Annotated in this window: 15 protein-coding genes; 9 read left to right on the forward strand and 6 right to left on the reverse strand. The window is 40.9% G+C overall.

The features are described from left to right. Positions 1 to 173 precede the first annotated feature (173 nt). Entirely contained in the window at positions 174 to 1,283 is a 1,110-nt protein-coding gene (locus HU823_RS06075; protein ID WP_144696724.1) for a M24 family metallopeptidase, read from the forward strand. Between the two features lie 238 nt (positions 1,284 to 1,521). Here the strand turns inward: HU823_RS06075 and HU823_RS06080 are convergent, their stop codons facing one another. Continuing rightward, positions 1,522 to 1,965, reverse strand: coding sequence for an 8-oxo-dGTP diphosphatase (locus tag HU823_RS06080; RefSeq protein ID WP_197221984.1), 444 nt, complete (start codon positions 1,963 to 1,965; stop codon positions 1,522 to 1,524). Between the two features lie 127 nt (positions 1,966 to 2,092). Between HU823_RS06080 and HU823_RS06085 the strand changes: the two genes are divergently transcribed. Together HU823_RS06085 and HU823_RS06090 are read left to right on the forward strand one after the other, a co-directional pair. Further along, positions 2,093 to 2,695 (forward strand): TetR/AcrR family transcriptional regulator, encoded by a 603-nt coding sequence (locus HU823_RS06085; RefSeq protein WP_197221455.1) that lies wholly within the window; start codon positions 2,093 to 2,095, stop codon positions 2,693 to 2,695. Positions 2,696 to 2,761: 66 nt separating this feature from the next. Next, complete coding sequence (locus tag HU823_RS06090) at positions 2,762 to 4,024, forward strand: MFS transporter (protein ID WP_197221456.1); 1,263 nt, start codon at positions 2,762 to 2,764, stop codon at positions 4,022 to 4,024. A 41-nt stretch (positions 4,025 to 4,065) separates the two neighbouring features. Here the strand turns inward: HU823_RS06090 and trhA are convergent, their stop codons facing one another. Next, entirely contained in the window at positions 4,066 to 4,704 is a 639-nt protein-coding gene (gene trhA / locus HU823_RS06095; RefSeq protein WP_066399265.1) for a PAQR family membrane homeostasis protein TrhA, read from the reverse strand. Between the two features lie 418 nt (positions 4,705 to 5,122). On the opposite strand from trhA, the gene HU823_RS22090 reads away from it, so the two are divergent. Both HU823_RS22090 and HU823_RS06100 read left to right on the forward strand, forming a co-directional pair. Further along, positions 5,123 to 5,248: a hypothetical protein gene (locus HU823_RS22090; protein WP_255548955.1), complete on the forward strand. Its 126-nt coding sequence runs from the start codon at positions 5,123 to 5,125 to the stop codon at positions 5,246 to 5,248. 89 nt (positions 5,249 to 5,337) lie between these two features. Further along, positions 5,338 to 6,210, forward strand: a complete 873-nt coding sequence (locus HU823_RS06100; RefSeq protein ID WP_197221457.1) for a GNAT family N-acetyltransferase — start codon at positions 5,338 to 5,340, stop codon at positions 6,208 to 6,210. Here the strand turns inward: HU823_RS06100 and HU823_RS06105 are convergent, their stop codons facing one another. Next, positions 6,211 to 6,678, reverse strand: a complete 468-nt coding sequence (locus HU823_RS06105) for an NUDIX hydrolase (protein WP_197221458.1) — start codon at positions 6,676 to 6,678, stop codon at positions 6,211 to 6,213. A 96-nt stretch (positions 6,679 to 6,774) separates the two neighbouring features. On the opposite strand from HU823_RS06105, the gene HU823_RS06110 reads away from it, so the two are divergent. Next, on the forward strand, positions 6,775 to 7,740 hold the full coding sequence (locus HU823_RS06110; RefSeq protein WP_144696736.1) for a YbgA family protein: 966 nt from the start codon (positions 6,775 to 6,777) through the stop codon (positions 7,738 to 7,740). Here HU823_RS06110 and HU823_RS06115 read toward each other — a convergent pair. Continuing rightward, positions 7,717 to 8,658, reverse strand: coding sequence for an AEC family transporter (locus HU823_RS06115; RefSeq protein WP_197221459.1), 942 nt, complete (start codon positions 8,656 to 8,658; stop codon positions 7,717 to 7,719). The two genes, HU823_RS06110 and HU823_RS06115, sit on opposite strands and share 24 nt — an antisense overlap. 87 nt (positions 8,659 to 8,745) lie before the next feature. Between HU823_RS06115 and HU823_RS06120 the strand changes: the two genes are divergently transcribed. The 3 genes from HU823_RS06120 (at position 8,746) to HU823_RS06130 (ending at position 10,501) form a co-directional block, all read left to right on the forward strand. Beyond that, positions 8,746 to 9,240, forward strand: a complete 495-nt coding sequence (locus HU823_RS06120) for a Crp/Fnr family transcriptional regulator (RefSeq protein ID WP_197221460.1) — start codon at positions 8,746 to 8,748, stop codon at positions 9,238 to 9,240. A 91-nt stretch (positions 9,241 to 9,331) separates the two neighbouring features. Further along, a complete protein-coding gene (locus HU823_RS06125) occupies positions 9,332 to 9,832 on the forward strand; it encodes a hypothetical protein (RefSeq protein WP_144696742.1) in 501 nt (166 codons plus the stop codon). Between the two features lie 84 nt (positions 9,833 to 9,916). Next, positions 9,917 to 10,501: a sugar O-acetyltransferase gene (locus HU823_RS06130; protein WP_144696744.1), complete on the forward strand. Its 585-nt coding sequence runs from the start codon at positions 9,917 to 9,919 to the stop codon at positions 10,499 to 10,501. Positions 10,502 to 10,550: 49 nt separating this feature from the next. Here HU823_RS06130 and HU823_RS06135 read toward each other — a convergent pair whose 3' ends face one another. Together HU823_RS06135 and HU823_RS06140 are read right to left on the reverse strand one after the other, a co-directional pair. After that, positions 10,551 to 11,381 (reverse strand): glycerophosphodiester phosphodiesterase, encoded by an 831-nt coding sequence (locus HU823_RS06135; RefSeq protein WP_144696746.1) that lies wholly within the window; start codon positions 11,379 to 11,381, stop codon positions 10,551 to 10,553. 232 nt (positions 11,382 to 11,613) lie between these two features. After that, positions 11,614 to 12,315 (reverse strand): queuosine precursor transporter, encoded by a 702-nt coding sequence (locus HU823_RS06140; protein WP_144696748.1) that lies wholly within the window; start codon positions 12,313 to 12,315, stop codon positions 11,614 to 11,616. Between the last annotated feature and the right edge of the window lie 129 nt (positions 12,316 to 12,444).

Genomic DNA, 12,444 nt, shown 5'->3' on the forward strand with positions numbered 1-12,444 from the left:
CGCACCTTACACTCCAATCAACTATTCAATGAAGGTTCAAGATCAGCAAGCTTAATAAGAAGCACACATTTGCGTCTTGCGATGTGTGCTTCTGTTTTTTCTTTGGCGTTTATTCTACAATAGAGTATGAGAGATTAATTCATAGCCCTCGGGCTTTTATTGGAGGTATATACATGAACGAAGGACGTATTCAAAAGGTACAGAACTGGTTAAAGCAAGAAGGGCATACTTTCGCGTTCATTCACACGACAGCAAACGTGTTCTACTTATCAGGCTTGTATTCGGATCCGCATGAACGTGTGTTAGGTGTGGCTGTACTTGCAGAAGGAGAGCCATTCATGATCTGTCCAGGCATGGAGCGTTCGCAAGCTAAAGACGCAGGCTGGACGTATGAGATTGTTGGTTACAGCGATTCTGAAGATCCTTGGACGAAGGTACAGGAAGCTTTGGCTAGCCGCGGGGTGACTGAAGCATCATCGATTGCCGTTGAAAAAGAAACACTTCCATACGCGCGTGGCGAAAAGCTACTTGGTATGTTTGATGGTGCGAGCTTGGTCGGCGCTGAAGAACTAATGAACGAGCTTCGTCTCATAAAAGAAGAGAGCGAGCTTAAAACGTTGCGTGAAGCGGCAAGACTAGCGGATTACGGCGTTGAAGTTGGAGTTGCGGCACTTCGTGAGGGTGTAACAGAGATGGAAGTACTCGCGAAGATCGAATACGAACTGAAGCAAAAAGGCATTAGCGCAATGTCGTTTTCTACAATGGTGTTATTCGGTGAAAAAGCTGGACAGCCTCATGGGAAGCCAGGCTTGAGAAAGCTACAGCACGGCGATTTTGTTTTATTCGACCTTGGTGTAGTCCTTGACGGTTATTGTTCTGACATCACGCGTACTGTAGCGTTTGGCGATTTGGACGAAAAGCGTCGCGAGATTTATGATACTGTGCTGCAGGCACAATTGAAGGCGTTAGAAGCTTCTAAGCCAGGAACGCGCATCGGTGACATTGACTTGATCGCACGCAATCACATTGCGGAAGCAGGATACGGAGATCACTTCCCGCACCGCATCGGACACGGCCTTGGGATCGATGTTCATGAATTCCCGTCCATGAGTGACAACAACGATGGCGTGCTTCGTGAAGGAATGACATATACGATCGAACCAGGCATCTATATTGATGATGTTGGCGGTGTACGTATTGAGGATGACGTCTATGTAACGGCAGATGGACACGAAACATTGACGAAATACCCGAAAGAGTTGCAGATTATCAAGTATAAGTAGATAAATAATGAAGGATGGCACTTGTGGGGGCCATCCTTTTCTATTTTACGGGCGAAGAGAGTAGTGGGATAGTCACTTTAGTAGATGCTTAGAGGTGCAATCCACAAGTTTTGCCTTTGAATCCACGAAAAATGACGTTCAATCCACGAGTTTTGTCCTTCAATCCATAAATTTGAGGAGAATATCCACGAGTCTACAAACCTAGACAATTATCGACAGATTGATAGCCTTATTTTCTTTAAGTTTTCAGTAACGAAACCCCAACCTGTTTGTTTTTATGATTATCCCACACCCGTTGAATCTCAAAAGTACCTTCTTCAAAAAACAACGGAAACCTTTCTTTAAACCATTCTTGCATCGGAAGATCTAATGCTTCATTTATCGAGACCCAAACCAATTCGCCTTCAGGTGGATCTAACAAAAGTTCACCTTTAAAAGTATTCGTCCAATAGTTGAACACCATGTATCTCACATTCTTTTGAGGATTTACATACTCATCGATTCCTTTGAAAACTAAATTTGAGACGCATAATCCTGTTTCTTCCTCAACTTCTCGACATGCGCCATCTACTAAGCTTTCAGGAAAATCTATTTTACCTCCAGGAGCTAAAAAGCCTGGGAAGCCAAGGCTGTCTGGCCGCTTAATCAACAGCACTTTATCTCCGTTTTGAACCATGCACATCGTATAAAGTCGGTGCTCAATAGAAATCGTCACAAGTCATCCTCCAAAAAAACATTTTACTTATTTTAACATACACTTTATAATAATGATTGATTAACCAATCATCCATAAAAAGGAGATTATTCAATTGCCTTTATCAAATAAACAACTGAAAGCGATGGAACAGAAGCGTGAAAAGATTTTAGAGCAGGCGATCCTGTTGTTTGCAGAGCAGGGGTATGAGAGCACGACTATTGCGAAGGTAGCAAAAGCTGCAGGAGTTAGTTTTGGAAGTATATTTACATACTTTGAAAACAAGGACCAGCTTTTTTTCCATGCTGTAACAGAGCCTTTAGAAAAACAATATAGAGAAGCGATGTTAGATTTTAATCCTGAAGCTGAAGATCTTTTGACCGAGATTAAGAGCATGATAGATAAACATATTACTATCTTCATCGAGATGCGTACATATCTGCAGCTGGTCGTGCAAGTGATCGGACAGCATACGAAGTTTCCTGAACCATTTAAAGTTCTGGACGAATTTAGTCTGCAGTTTATTTTAAAACTTCAAGAAATCATACGAAATGGTCAAAAAAGCGGAGTTCTAGAAGAATCTGATGAAGACTTAACAGCAACAGCATATCTCGGCTTTCTATTAGGAATTCGATTAACGTTTACTGACTATGCAGTATCACGGGTTAGAGAAAAGTTTAAGATTCCAGCATTTCAACTGTTATATCCGAAACGCTAAAATGTGTTTCGGTTACTTTTTATCTTAATAATGATTGATTAATCAATCGTAAAAGGAGAGATAAACATGAATTTCTTTTCGTTTCATCGCAACATTCAGCTAAGGTTAGTGCTGCAATTTATTACGACTTTTGCTTCTTCAGCAGTTATCCCGTTTCTAGCTATCTTTTTTTCTGATCAGGTAGGGGCGTTTTCAACAGGTTTGATGTATATCGGTGTTATTCTATCTGGAATAACGGGAGCGTTACTTGGCGGGAGGCGTTCGGATCAATTCGGTAGAAAGAGAATTATTTTACTAAGTGAGAGCATGATCGGTCTCGGTTACTTGATTGCTGGAGCTCTCAATCTGATCTTTCCTCTTTCTCCATATATAAACTTTGTACTGTTCATCGTTATTCTCTTTTTTACAGGTATGGCTGGACCTGCTTATGGCGCGATCATTATTGATTCAAGTACGAAGGAAAACAGAAAAGCTATTTATACGATCTCCTATTGGCTTGGGAATTTGGCGGTTGCTGCAGGAGGAATAACAGGGGCTATACTTTTTAAAACCTATCCATATGAGTTGTTCTTAGGAATCGCGTTGGTTACCTTTTTCACATGGATGGTGACTTGGTTATGGCTTGAAGATGTAAGGCTGCCGAGCGCTGTGACTCAGGATATCAACGTAACAAAAAGTTTTCAGGGAAGCTATAAAGAGATTTTTTTGAACCGAAAATTTATCCTATTTACGGTAGCAGGGTTGTTTCTTATTTCACTAGAAGAAAGTCTGACTACGTATATCGGTATAAAACTTGTAAGCGATATGAAGGACCCGGTAGAGTTACTGCCTTTCACATCATTATTTGAAGTAGATGGATTTCAGTTGATCGGTTTACTGAAAGCAGAGAACACCATCTTAGTCGTCGTATTAAGTCTTGTTATAGCCACCATGTTTAAGCGTTTCAAAGATCGATCCTTAATGCTCGGAGGAGGGTTCGCCTATGCTTTAGGTTTTGTTGTAATCAGCTATAGTACGATACCTATTGTTTTAATCATAGCTATGTTTATTGCGTCTGTTGGTGAACTGATTCATATTCCAGCAAAGCAAGCTTATGTGGCATCAATCATACCGGATGATGCTAGAGGCTCGTACATGGCAATATATGGCTTGTCGTTTCACCTGTCTGGCATGATTGCCGCACTATTCGTCATGCTGAGCGAGATCCTCTCAGCCAACACGATCACCTTACTGTTTAGTTTGATGGGTCTTACAAGTTTGTTCATTTATCACTTTTTATTTCGATCGGAAGAGTCAGCAGAAGCCAAGGTCGTTAAAACCACAGCATAAAAAAGAAGCAGAACATTTTCTGCTTCTTTCAAAAAAAAATTTTAGTTAGGCAACACATAAAACATCATAAGAAAATGCATTACACTGCCGGCTAGAACAAACAAATGCCAGACGGCGTGGTGGAACGGAAAGCTGCGCCATACATAAAAGATACTGCCGAGCGTGTAGATGATTCCGCCTGCAACTAAGAGCTGAATGCCTGCTGGTGGCATGTTTGCTGAAATATCTTGAAAGGCAAATGTGATCAGCCATCCCATCGCGACATAACCTAATGTTGATAACACAACGAATTTTTTCGTAAAAAAGACTTTGAACACGACACCAAAGATCGCGAGTCCCCAAACGACTCCAAATAATGTCCATCCCAGTGCTCCGCCTACAACGATCAGCACGATTGGGGTGTACGTTCCTGCAATAAAGAGATAGATGGCCGCGTGGTCCATGATCTCAAATAAATCCTTAACCCGTCCTTTAGGAAAAGCGTGTACGAGGGTTGAAGCTGAATAGAGCGTCAGCATCGTGCCTCCGAATACGGCGAAGCTAACAATATGAACCGCTGTTCCTTTCCATACGGCAAACACGAGCAGAATGGAAGTAACCGCTACACTTAGAAGGACACCGAGTCCGTGTGTGATGGCATTTGCTATCTCTTCGCGTTTTGAAAATACATGTGTACTCATTTCGTTCACCTTCCTTTACGTTATGGTCAGTATATCAGAAAATGGCATCCTTTAACCAATTAAAGAGCATAAAACAATTGTTAAAAATTTGTTTTAGTATACAAAGTTGGTCTTGAGAGTAGTTGATCTCCGCTCCAGGTTGCACGCTTTCCATGGGGCGACCGGTGAGCCTCCTGCCACTTCGCGCCATTAGGAGTCTCCACCAGTCCGCTCGTCCCATAGGAGTCGGCAACCTTCCGCTCCAATCAACTTGCATAGGGAGAGAAAATGAAAAGATCCTCAATATTTTTTAGGGTTAAAAGCAAGGACTCTGAAACGTATATCAATTCCTTTTAAGAAGTTTTCCTTCTTCGACTATTGATTGTAGTGAAAGATGCGAGACTCCTGCGGGACAGGTAGGCAAGTGAGACACTTATACGTGAAACGTACGAATGGGGCTCACCGTCTGCCCCGCGGAAAGCGAGTATCTGCAACGGAAATCAACTACTTTCAAAGCAACAATGAATACACATTGATTACACAATGGATATCAAAACTACTCTAAGAATAAATCCCTAAAAAGAAGGAATCTTTCTCGAAAGTGAGGAAATAGATAAGATTACAGACATAATAGATAAAGAGAGGGTCACGATCATGGAGGTAACTCGGTATTCATCTATACGAGCTTTTTATAGGGAAGTAGAAGAATTCCTGCTGTGTCAGGAAGATCGCGCAGGGATCATGCTTGGCAACTGTCTGCGTTTTCAAGACAAAGTATGGGAGGGAGAGCAGCCTTTTCTCGCTACCGTAAAACAAAATGGAAAGATCATGTTATCAGCGATGCTCATCCCACCTTATGCCTTGTTACTTTTAGAAAAAGAGGAATCAGATGGTGTTGCAGCTGTGCCTTTTTTGGTTCGTAATTTAATCGAAGAAGATTACTATATACAAAAAGTAATGTCGCCGAAAGCTGTTGGAAAGGCGTTTGCAGAGAAGTGGACGACCGCTCATCATCTAGAAGAGAAATTGCTGATGGATCTGCGTCTCTATACACTGCCTTCTGTTATCCAGCCTGCAGCCCGACCCGGAAGATTAAGAATGGCGACAAAAGCAGACTTAGCTTTCTTGCCTCGCTGGATCATAGAGATGACAGAAGAAACGAAGCAGATCATGACGATGGCTGAAGCTGAAGAGTATGCAAAAGTGCGTGTGGAAAACAAGTTTCTTTTTATATGGGAAGAGGATGGCAAGCCGGTTTCGATGGCAGCTAAGACGAGGCCGAATATTAAAGGTGTTTCGATTAATTTGGTTTATACACCTAAGAATCTTAGAGGAAAAGGTTATGCGAGTGCTTGTGTTGCTGCACTAAGCGATTATCTGTTGAGTGAAGGATTTTCGTTCTGCACCCTTTATACGGATCTCTCAAATCCTACTTCAAATAAAATCTATCAAAATATCGGTTATGAACCGGTATGCGATTATATTGAACTGAAATTTAACGAAAAAAGAACAGAGCGACCGGCGTGATTACCGGTAAGCTTTGTTCTGATTCTTCATCTCTATATAGTTCGTTATGTATTTTCGTGCACCACCTAAAGTTTCTTTAGGAAGCTGATCATGTTTAAAATATTGAAAGTCATGTGATTCATTGAGATCAATCGTTAGTTCGCCACTTACAGAATGAGCCATATACACAGCGGTCACGGCATACAGTTCATCACCGTTTGCATTCTTTATATAGTGATCTTGACCAGAATAGACATGAAGCTGGGTCAAGCCTTCAACATCAAGTCCTGTTTCTTCTTTCACTTCACGAATCGCCGTTTCTTCAAAACTTTCACCAAGTTCCATCAGACCACCGGGCAGTCCCCAACCGCCATCGGTACGGTGCTGTAATAAAATTTCATCCTTTTCGTTCACAATAATAACAACAGAGCCAGGTAAGATGAGTGGTGCGGTTCCTACATATTTCCGAAGATCTTCATAGTAAGCCATCAAATCGCTCCTTCCTAACCAACATTTTACAGAAAACATGTTAATAATTCATCTAAAAGTGGAACACTGAATAAAAAGATCGAGGGGAGTTTTGGAATGGAAGCCTTCGCTAGACCCCGTGTGGTGGTAAGTAAGTGTCTTGAATTTGAAGCATGCCGATACAACGGTGATGTGATATATAACGATGTGATCAAAAAACTGATGGATTATGTAGATTTTGTTCCAGTATGTCCAGAAGTGGAGATTGGGTTAGGAACGCCTCGAGAAACGATTCGTATCGTGAAAAAGGGTGAAGATCATTTTCTTCTTCAGCCATCGACGCAGCGTGATATAACGAACGAGATGCGAACTTTTTCAGATGGTTATTTGGCTGGAATTATTGATACAGACGGGTTTATTTTGAAGACGCGTTCTCCTTCTTGTGGATTAAAAGAAGTGAAGGTGTATGCCTCGACTGAAAAAGGACCTGCCATCGGTCATTCTAGTGGGTTGTTTGGAGGAAGAGTCGCTGAGCTATATTCCCATTTAGCCATCGAAGAAGAAGGACGGTTAAATAATTTTACGATTCGTGATCGTTTTTATACGAAGCTTTTTACGCTCGCTGCCTTTCGAAATATACTGCCGCAGGGGCTCCAAGCGATTAAAAGCTTTCATGAGAAAAATCAGTTTCTGTTTATGGCCTATAGCAATCCAACGTTAAAAGTGATGAATCGAATCTTGAAAAAAGAGCAGGAAAATGGGGAAGAACGAACGATACAACTGTATGCTAAAGCCATGAACAAGCTGTTTAATCGTACGGCAAGAAGCGATTCTAACAGGAAAGTGGCGTACGAGATCTTCAAAAAGTTTCAGCCGCATCTGTCTGCAAAAGAAATCGCCTTTTTTGAAGAACTTCTTCAAAAGTACGCAAATAAAAAAGAACCGTTTTCAAGTGTGGCTACGATTTTAAAGTCGCACGCTATACGTTTTGAAGACAGCGAGATTCTTGGTCAGACGTTCTTTGCACCATACCCTGAAATTCTGCTTGAAATCTCAGACTCAGGCAAGGGACGAGATTATTAAAACGAGCGCATACAACAGGGGGATGGTTAGACAGGAAAGAATCGTACTTAACATAACACCTGCTGCCGCAAAAGAGGCATCCTCTCCATAACGCTCTGCATACATGGAGATGGTTGGAGCGGAGGGCATCCCAGCGGTTAGAACAGCAACTGCTATTAATTGAAGTGGTAACGAAAAGAAAATAAAAGGCAGTAATAGAAACGGAAAAAGCAGCAGCTTGTAATAACTCGCTAGCCATAAGTGGGAACTTTTTAGAAAGCTCATTACACGTTGCAACGGTAAAGCCCCTAAGAGAACGCCAATCAATAACATAGAAAGTGGAACAGTAGGTTTTCCTAACATTTCTAAAGTGTTGGATACAGCACTAGGAAGTGTACCTGGCAGGAGCATAAGGATTAAGCCAACGATTGTGGAAATCACACCTGGATTTAAAAAGACGCTTCGCCATGGCAAATTCTTGGAATGCCGAGCAAATAGATAGATGCCGTACGTCCAGATCCACAACAGATAAACAAAATTAAAGAATGTAGCAAAAAGCACTCCAGTTTTTCCGAATAATATAAAACAAACTGCAATGCCTAGAAAACCTTGATTTCCAAAAATCATGATTCCTTCTAAGGCATTTTTCTGTGTGTTTTTTATCGTTAGCCGCTTTACTGTCCACCAAGAAAAGAGTGAGGAAATCATTAATACGAATGCAGACATCATAGAAAGCCAACCGAACTGTTTAAGATTTTCAATGGAAAAGGAAACATCCATTCCGAAGATGATCAATGCAGGTAACGTTACATTTAATAAAAGTGCTGAAAGCGTACGTTCACTACCAGATGGTAAGATCTCTTTCTTTCGAAGGATATAACCGATAAGAGCAATGCTGTACAATAGGGTTAATTCTTGCATAAAAGGTGCAAGTTTCATTCGATCTTCACCCTCCTTACCTACAAGCATATGGAGGATGTGTAGAATAGGTGATACATACGATATACTTACGCAGGAGGAAGAATCATGCTGATGGCAAAAGGCGAGATTTTATTCAGGCAAGGAGAAGAAGGTCCGTTATTTCGGTTAGAAAGCGGCTTATTAAAGATCGTTAGAGTTCATGAAGATGGAAGCCAAGTTTTGTTGAATTTAATTATTCCAGGCGAAGTGATTCCACATCATTCATTAACGAGTCCAAACGAATACAACGGAAACGCAATAGCGCTGTTGCCGTGTGAGATCACGCGCATTGAACCGCAGCAATGGTATCGTTCACTGGAAGAGGAACCATACAGATACAAAGAAGTGGCATTAATGCTAGAAACGAAACTAAGGATGATGCAGCAGCGCATCAATCAGATGTCTACCTTAACACCAGAAGGAAAAATAAAAAAACTTCAAGAGTGGTTCGCAAATTATTTTCCTAATATCCAGATCGAAAAAGTGCTGACTCAAGAAGAAATCGGGCAGTTTGTTGGCCTAAGACGAGAGACGGTCAACCGTGCACTTAAAAAGTTATGAAGAAATGTCAAAGAATTTACATACATATGAACGTAAGATTTTCGCTCCTTTAACAAATGATACCTGTATAAAAGTTAAAGGAGTGAGTGTGATGAAAAAATTTATCCCTCTTGCACTGGCGTTTTCAGTTCTAACGAGTGGTGCAATTACGGTGTCGGCTGCCAATCAAGAAAAGGTTCAAGTGGAGGCACATAAGAGAGGTCAACACTTTAAGCAGATGAAAAATTTTGAGGAGCAGGTTCATAAAGCGAACGCTCTTAAAATTGAACGATTAGAGATTCAAAAGGAGATCGTTAAAAAGAAAGACCAGCTTTTTGACATGCACGTTAAAGCTGGGAAGCAGAAACTAAAAGAAAAACGAAGCGCGAACAAAGCCGGCTGGCAGGAGATGAAACAGATTCATCAAGAGTTAAGGACTCTGCAAAACCAAGCACATGAAACGAAAAAAGCGATGCACGATGCTTTCCGAGCAAATAATGAGAAGCTTGCATTAGAGAAGATGAACCAGTGGCTGAGTCTCAATGAAGAAATCAATAAAAAACTTAGTGAAAAATCCGCGAAGCTCGATGAGGTTTTGGCTAAACATAAATAAATCACAAAAAGCATGGAAGTTTTGGACTTCTATGCTTTTTTATTGTTAGATGGTAATAAGAAAAAATAGCCATGGGGGGATTAGATGAAAGAGTTTGACAGAATGCTATCCGGAGAGTTTTATAACACCCGAGATCCTGAACTTTTACAAATGTCGTTCGATGCCAAAAAGCTTGTGGAGACCTTTAATACGACAAGCGTTGATGAGATCGAAAGGAAAGTACAGATCTTAAAGAAATTATTAGGCAGTTTAGGAGAAGGGGTTTGGGTTGAGAAACCTATTCAATGTGAATTCGGAAAAAATATTACTATAGGACGTAATACCTTTATCAATTTTAATTGCGTTTTGTTAGATAATAACAAGATTACGATTGGGGAAAACGTATTGATCGCACCTAATGTCCAAATCTACACGGCTTCGCACCCTATAACCGTGTTGGAAAGAATCAATAAGCATCCACAGGCAAACGAAGCTCCATATCGAACGAATACCAAACCTGTGACAATCGGAAACAATGTTTGGATCGGTGGAAATTCCGTTCTCTTACCGGGTGTTTCGATAGGTGACAATACTGTAATCGGAGCGGGAAGTGTTGTCACAAAATCTATTCCAGCTAATTGTGTAGCTGTAGGTAACCCATGCAAAATAATCAAAGAGAATATTAATTAAGTAAAAAAGTGTTGAAGCAACCCATAGCTTCAACACTTTTTATAATCATTTATTTTGATTTATGCTTTGGCGTGTAATCCGGATAATCGGTGATAATGCCATCAACACCTGCATCTAAGAGCGGCTTGACTTCTTGTTTGTTTCGAACTGTCCAAGCCATGATGCCCATATGACGCTCATGCACCTCATCAACGATTGAAGAATTAACAAGGGTTCTGCTAGGGTTTACAAATTCAGCATATGTAGCGAACTCATCGAGCTTTGCTTCACTTAAGTCGGTTGGATTGGAAGTAAGTACGCCAACAGGCACTCTAGGAAGCAACTTGTCTATCTGTTGCATAGAACCAAACTCAAATGATTGAATGATAATCTTATCATGAGCGGGTAGATGCATGTTTCGTTCCTTTATAGCTGCAGCTACTTTTTCTTCGATCTCGGGATAGTAATATGTTGCTTTTAATTCAATTAAAATGCCTGTTTTTCCGCGGAATTCATCAAGTACTTCTTCAAAAGTAGGAACTTTCTCTCCTATAAACTTCTCCCCAAAGTAGCTTCCGGCATCAAGCTGACGGATCTCTTCTAACGTATGATCTTTTACATATCCCGTTCCGTTCGTTGTTCGATCGAGTGTAACATCATGAATGACAACGAGCTCACCATCTTTTGTTTCTTGTACATCAATTTCAATATAATCGGATTTCATCTCTACACCTTTATGGAACGCGGCCATCGTATTTTCTGGCGCATAGCCTGAAGCTCCGCGGTGTGCGACGGTTTGAACGCGATCAGACGGGTCGTAAGCAAGTGTGGAAGTACTATAGATCGAACCGATAATCCCCATTGAAAGTAGTGATGCAACTGCTGTCTTCTTCATGCTCATGTCATTCATCCCCTTGTCATTGTATGGTCCGTGAACCTGCTCGCCTCATGCAACAAGCAGGTTCACATTCATTATGCTAACAAAGGAAAATGGGGAAAGAATGGTCAAAACCTCCTTAGTATTTTAAAGAAAAAAAGGTCTATATGAGGGGATATCTTAACAAAAGACTGTTCTGTAAAGGTGGGGTGAAGGAGATGTCGCGACTGTAAAGGAAAAGAAAAAACCAGGCATTTTAAACGCCTGGTTTCTGAAGGTCTTCTTCTGGATGGTTGAAGCTTCTTGCAATATAGATAAACGGCGTGGAAGCCGCTGACACTACAAATTTAATCACATAGGTTGTAAAGAAAATCTGAATCCAAACATCCCATGAGAACACACCAGCAAACGCAATCGTACAAAAGATAACCGTGTCGATCAGCTGACTCACCATCGTACTACCGTTATTACGAATCCAAAGCTGATCAGGGCGTGAAAACTTTTTCTTCAGTTTCGCAAAAAGTTTAACGTCTAGATACTGACTGATTAAGTAAGCAGCGAGACTACCGATTACTAGGCGTGGCATAAATCCAAAGATTGCTTCAAGATGCGGCTGGAAGATGTCACTTTCGTGCGGTTGAAACACGAGCACCATCTGCATGATGATCGTCGTCATAATGAGAGTAAAGAACCCGAACCAAACGGCTTTTTTCGCTTCTTTTTCTCCGTACTTCTCATTGATTAGATCTGTTGCTAAATAAATAGTTCCGTAGATCACATTACCGAGAGTCATTACAAGACCGAACATCTCGATCGTTTTAACAACTTGCAGATTAGCAAGAATGGTAGCTGCTGCGATCCAAGCAAACAACCCCATACGGCCAAACCACTTATAGCACGTTAAAAACAATATAAAATTAACCAGTGCAAAAGCTACACCAAAATAAAAATTAAACATAAAAATTCCTCCTAGTTTTGATAACGCGGGAGTTTGCGAACCGCGAAACACTTTTAACACAACAGTTCCCCATTATAAGGCAGTTTTTGTAATTAATCAATAAACCATATAAATATATAGTACAAGAGT

Origin of the sequence: Fictibacillus sp. 18YEL24 (genome assembly GCF_015903855.1) — a bacterium.
Lineage (GTDB): Bacteria > Bacillota > Bacilli > Bacillales > Fictibacillaceae > Fictibacillus > Fictibacillus phosphorivorans_C.

Bases quoted from the DNA above. Each gene is read 5' to 3' on its own strand.
- HU823_RS06075 (WP_144696724.1), top strand. From the start codon at position 174: ATGAACGAAGGACGTATTCAAAAGGTACAGAACTGGTTAAAGCAAGAA.
- HU823_RS06080 (WP_197221984.1), bottom strand. From the start codon at position 1,965: ATGTGCATGGTTCAAAACGGAGATAAAGTGCTGTTGATTAAGCGGCCA.
- HU823_RS06090 (WP_197221456.1), top strand. From the start codon at position 2,762: ATGAATTTCTTTTCGTTTCATCGCAACATTCAGCTAAGGTTAGTGCTG.
- trhA (WP_066399265.1), bottom strand. From the start codon at position 4,704: ATGAGTACACATGTATTTTCAAAACGCGAAGAGATAGCAAATGCCATC.
- HU823_RS06100 (WP_197221457.1), top strand. From the start codon at position 5,338: ATGGAGGTAACTCGGTATTCATCTATACGAGCTTTTTATAGGGAAGTA.
- HU823_RS06105 (WP_197221458.1), bottom strand. From the start codon at position 6,678: ATGGCTTACTATGAAGATCTTCGGAAATATGTAGGAACCGCACCACTC.
- HU823_RS06110 (WP_144696736.1), top strand. From the start codon at position 6,775: ATGGAAGCCTTCGCTAGACCCCGTGTGGTGGTAAGTAAGTGTCTTGAA.
- HU823_RS06115 (WP_197221459.1), bottom strand. From the start codon at position 8,658: ATGAAACTTGCACCTTTTATGCAAGAATTAACCCTATTGTACAGCATT.
- HU823_RS06120 (WP_197221460.1), top strand. From the start codon at position 8,746: ATGCTGATGGCAAAAGGCGAGATTTTATTCAGGCAAGGAGAAGAAGGT.
- HU823_RS06125 (WP_144696742.1), top strand. From the start codon at position 9,332: ATGAAAAAATTTATCCCTCTTGCACTGGCGTTTTCAGTTCTAACGAGT.
- HU823_RS06130 (WP_144696744.1), top strand. From the start codon at position 9,917: ATGAAAGAGTTTGACAGAATGCTATCCGGAGAGTTTTATAACACCCGA.
- HU823_RS06135 (WP_144696746.1), bottom strand. From the start codon at position 11,381: ATGAGCATGAAGAAGACAGCAGTTGCATCACTACTTTCAATGGGGATT.
- HU823_RS06140 (WP_144696748.1), bottom strand. From the start codon at position 12,315: ATGTTTAATTTTTATTTTGGTGTAGCTTTTGCACTGGTTAATTTTATA.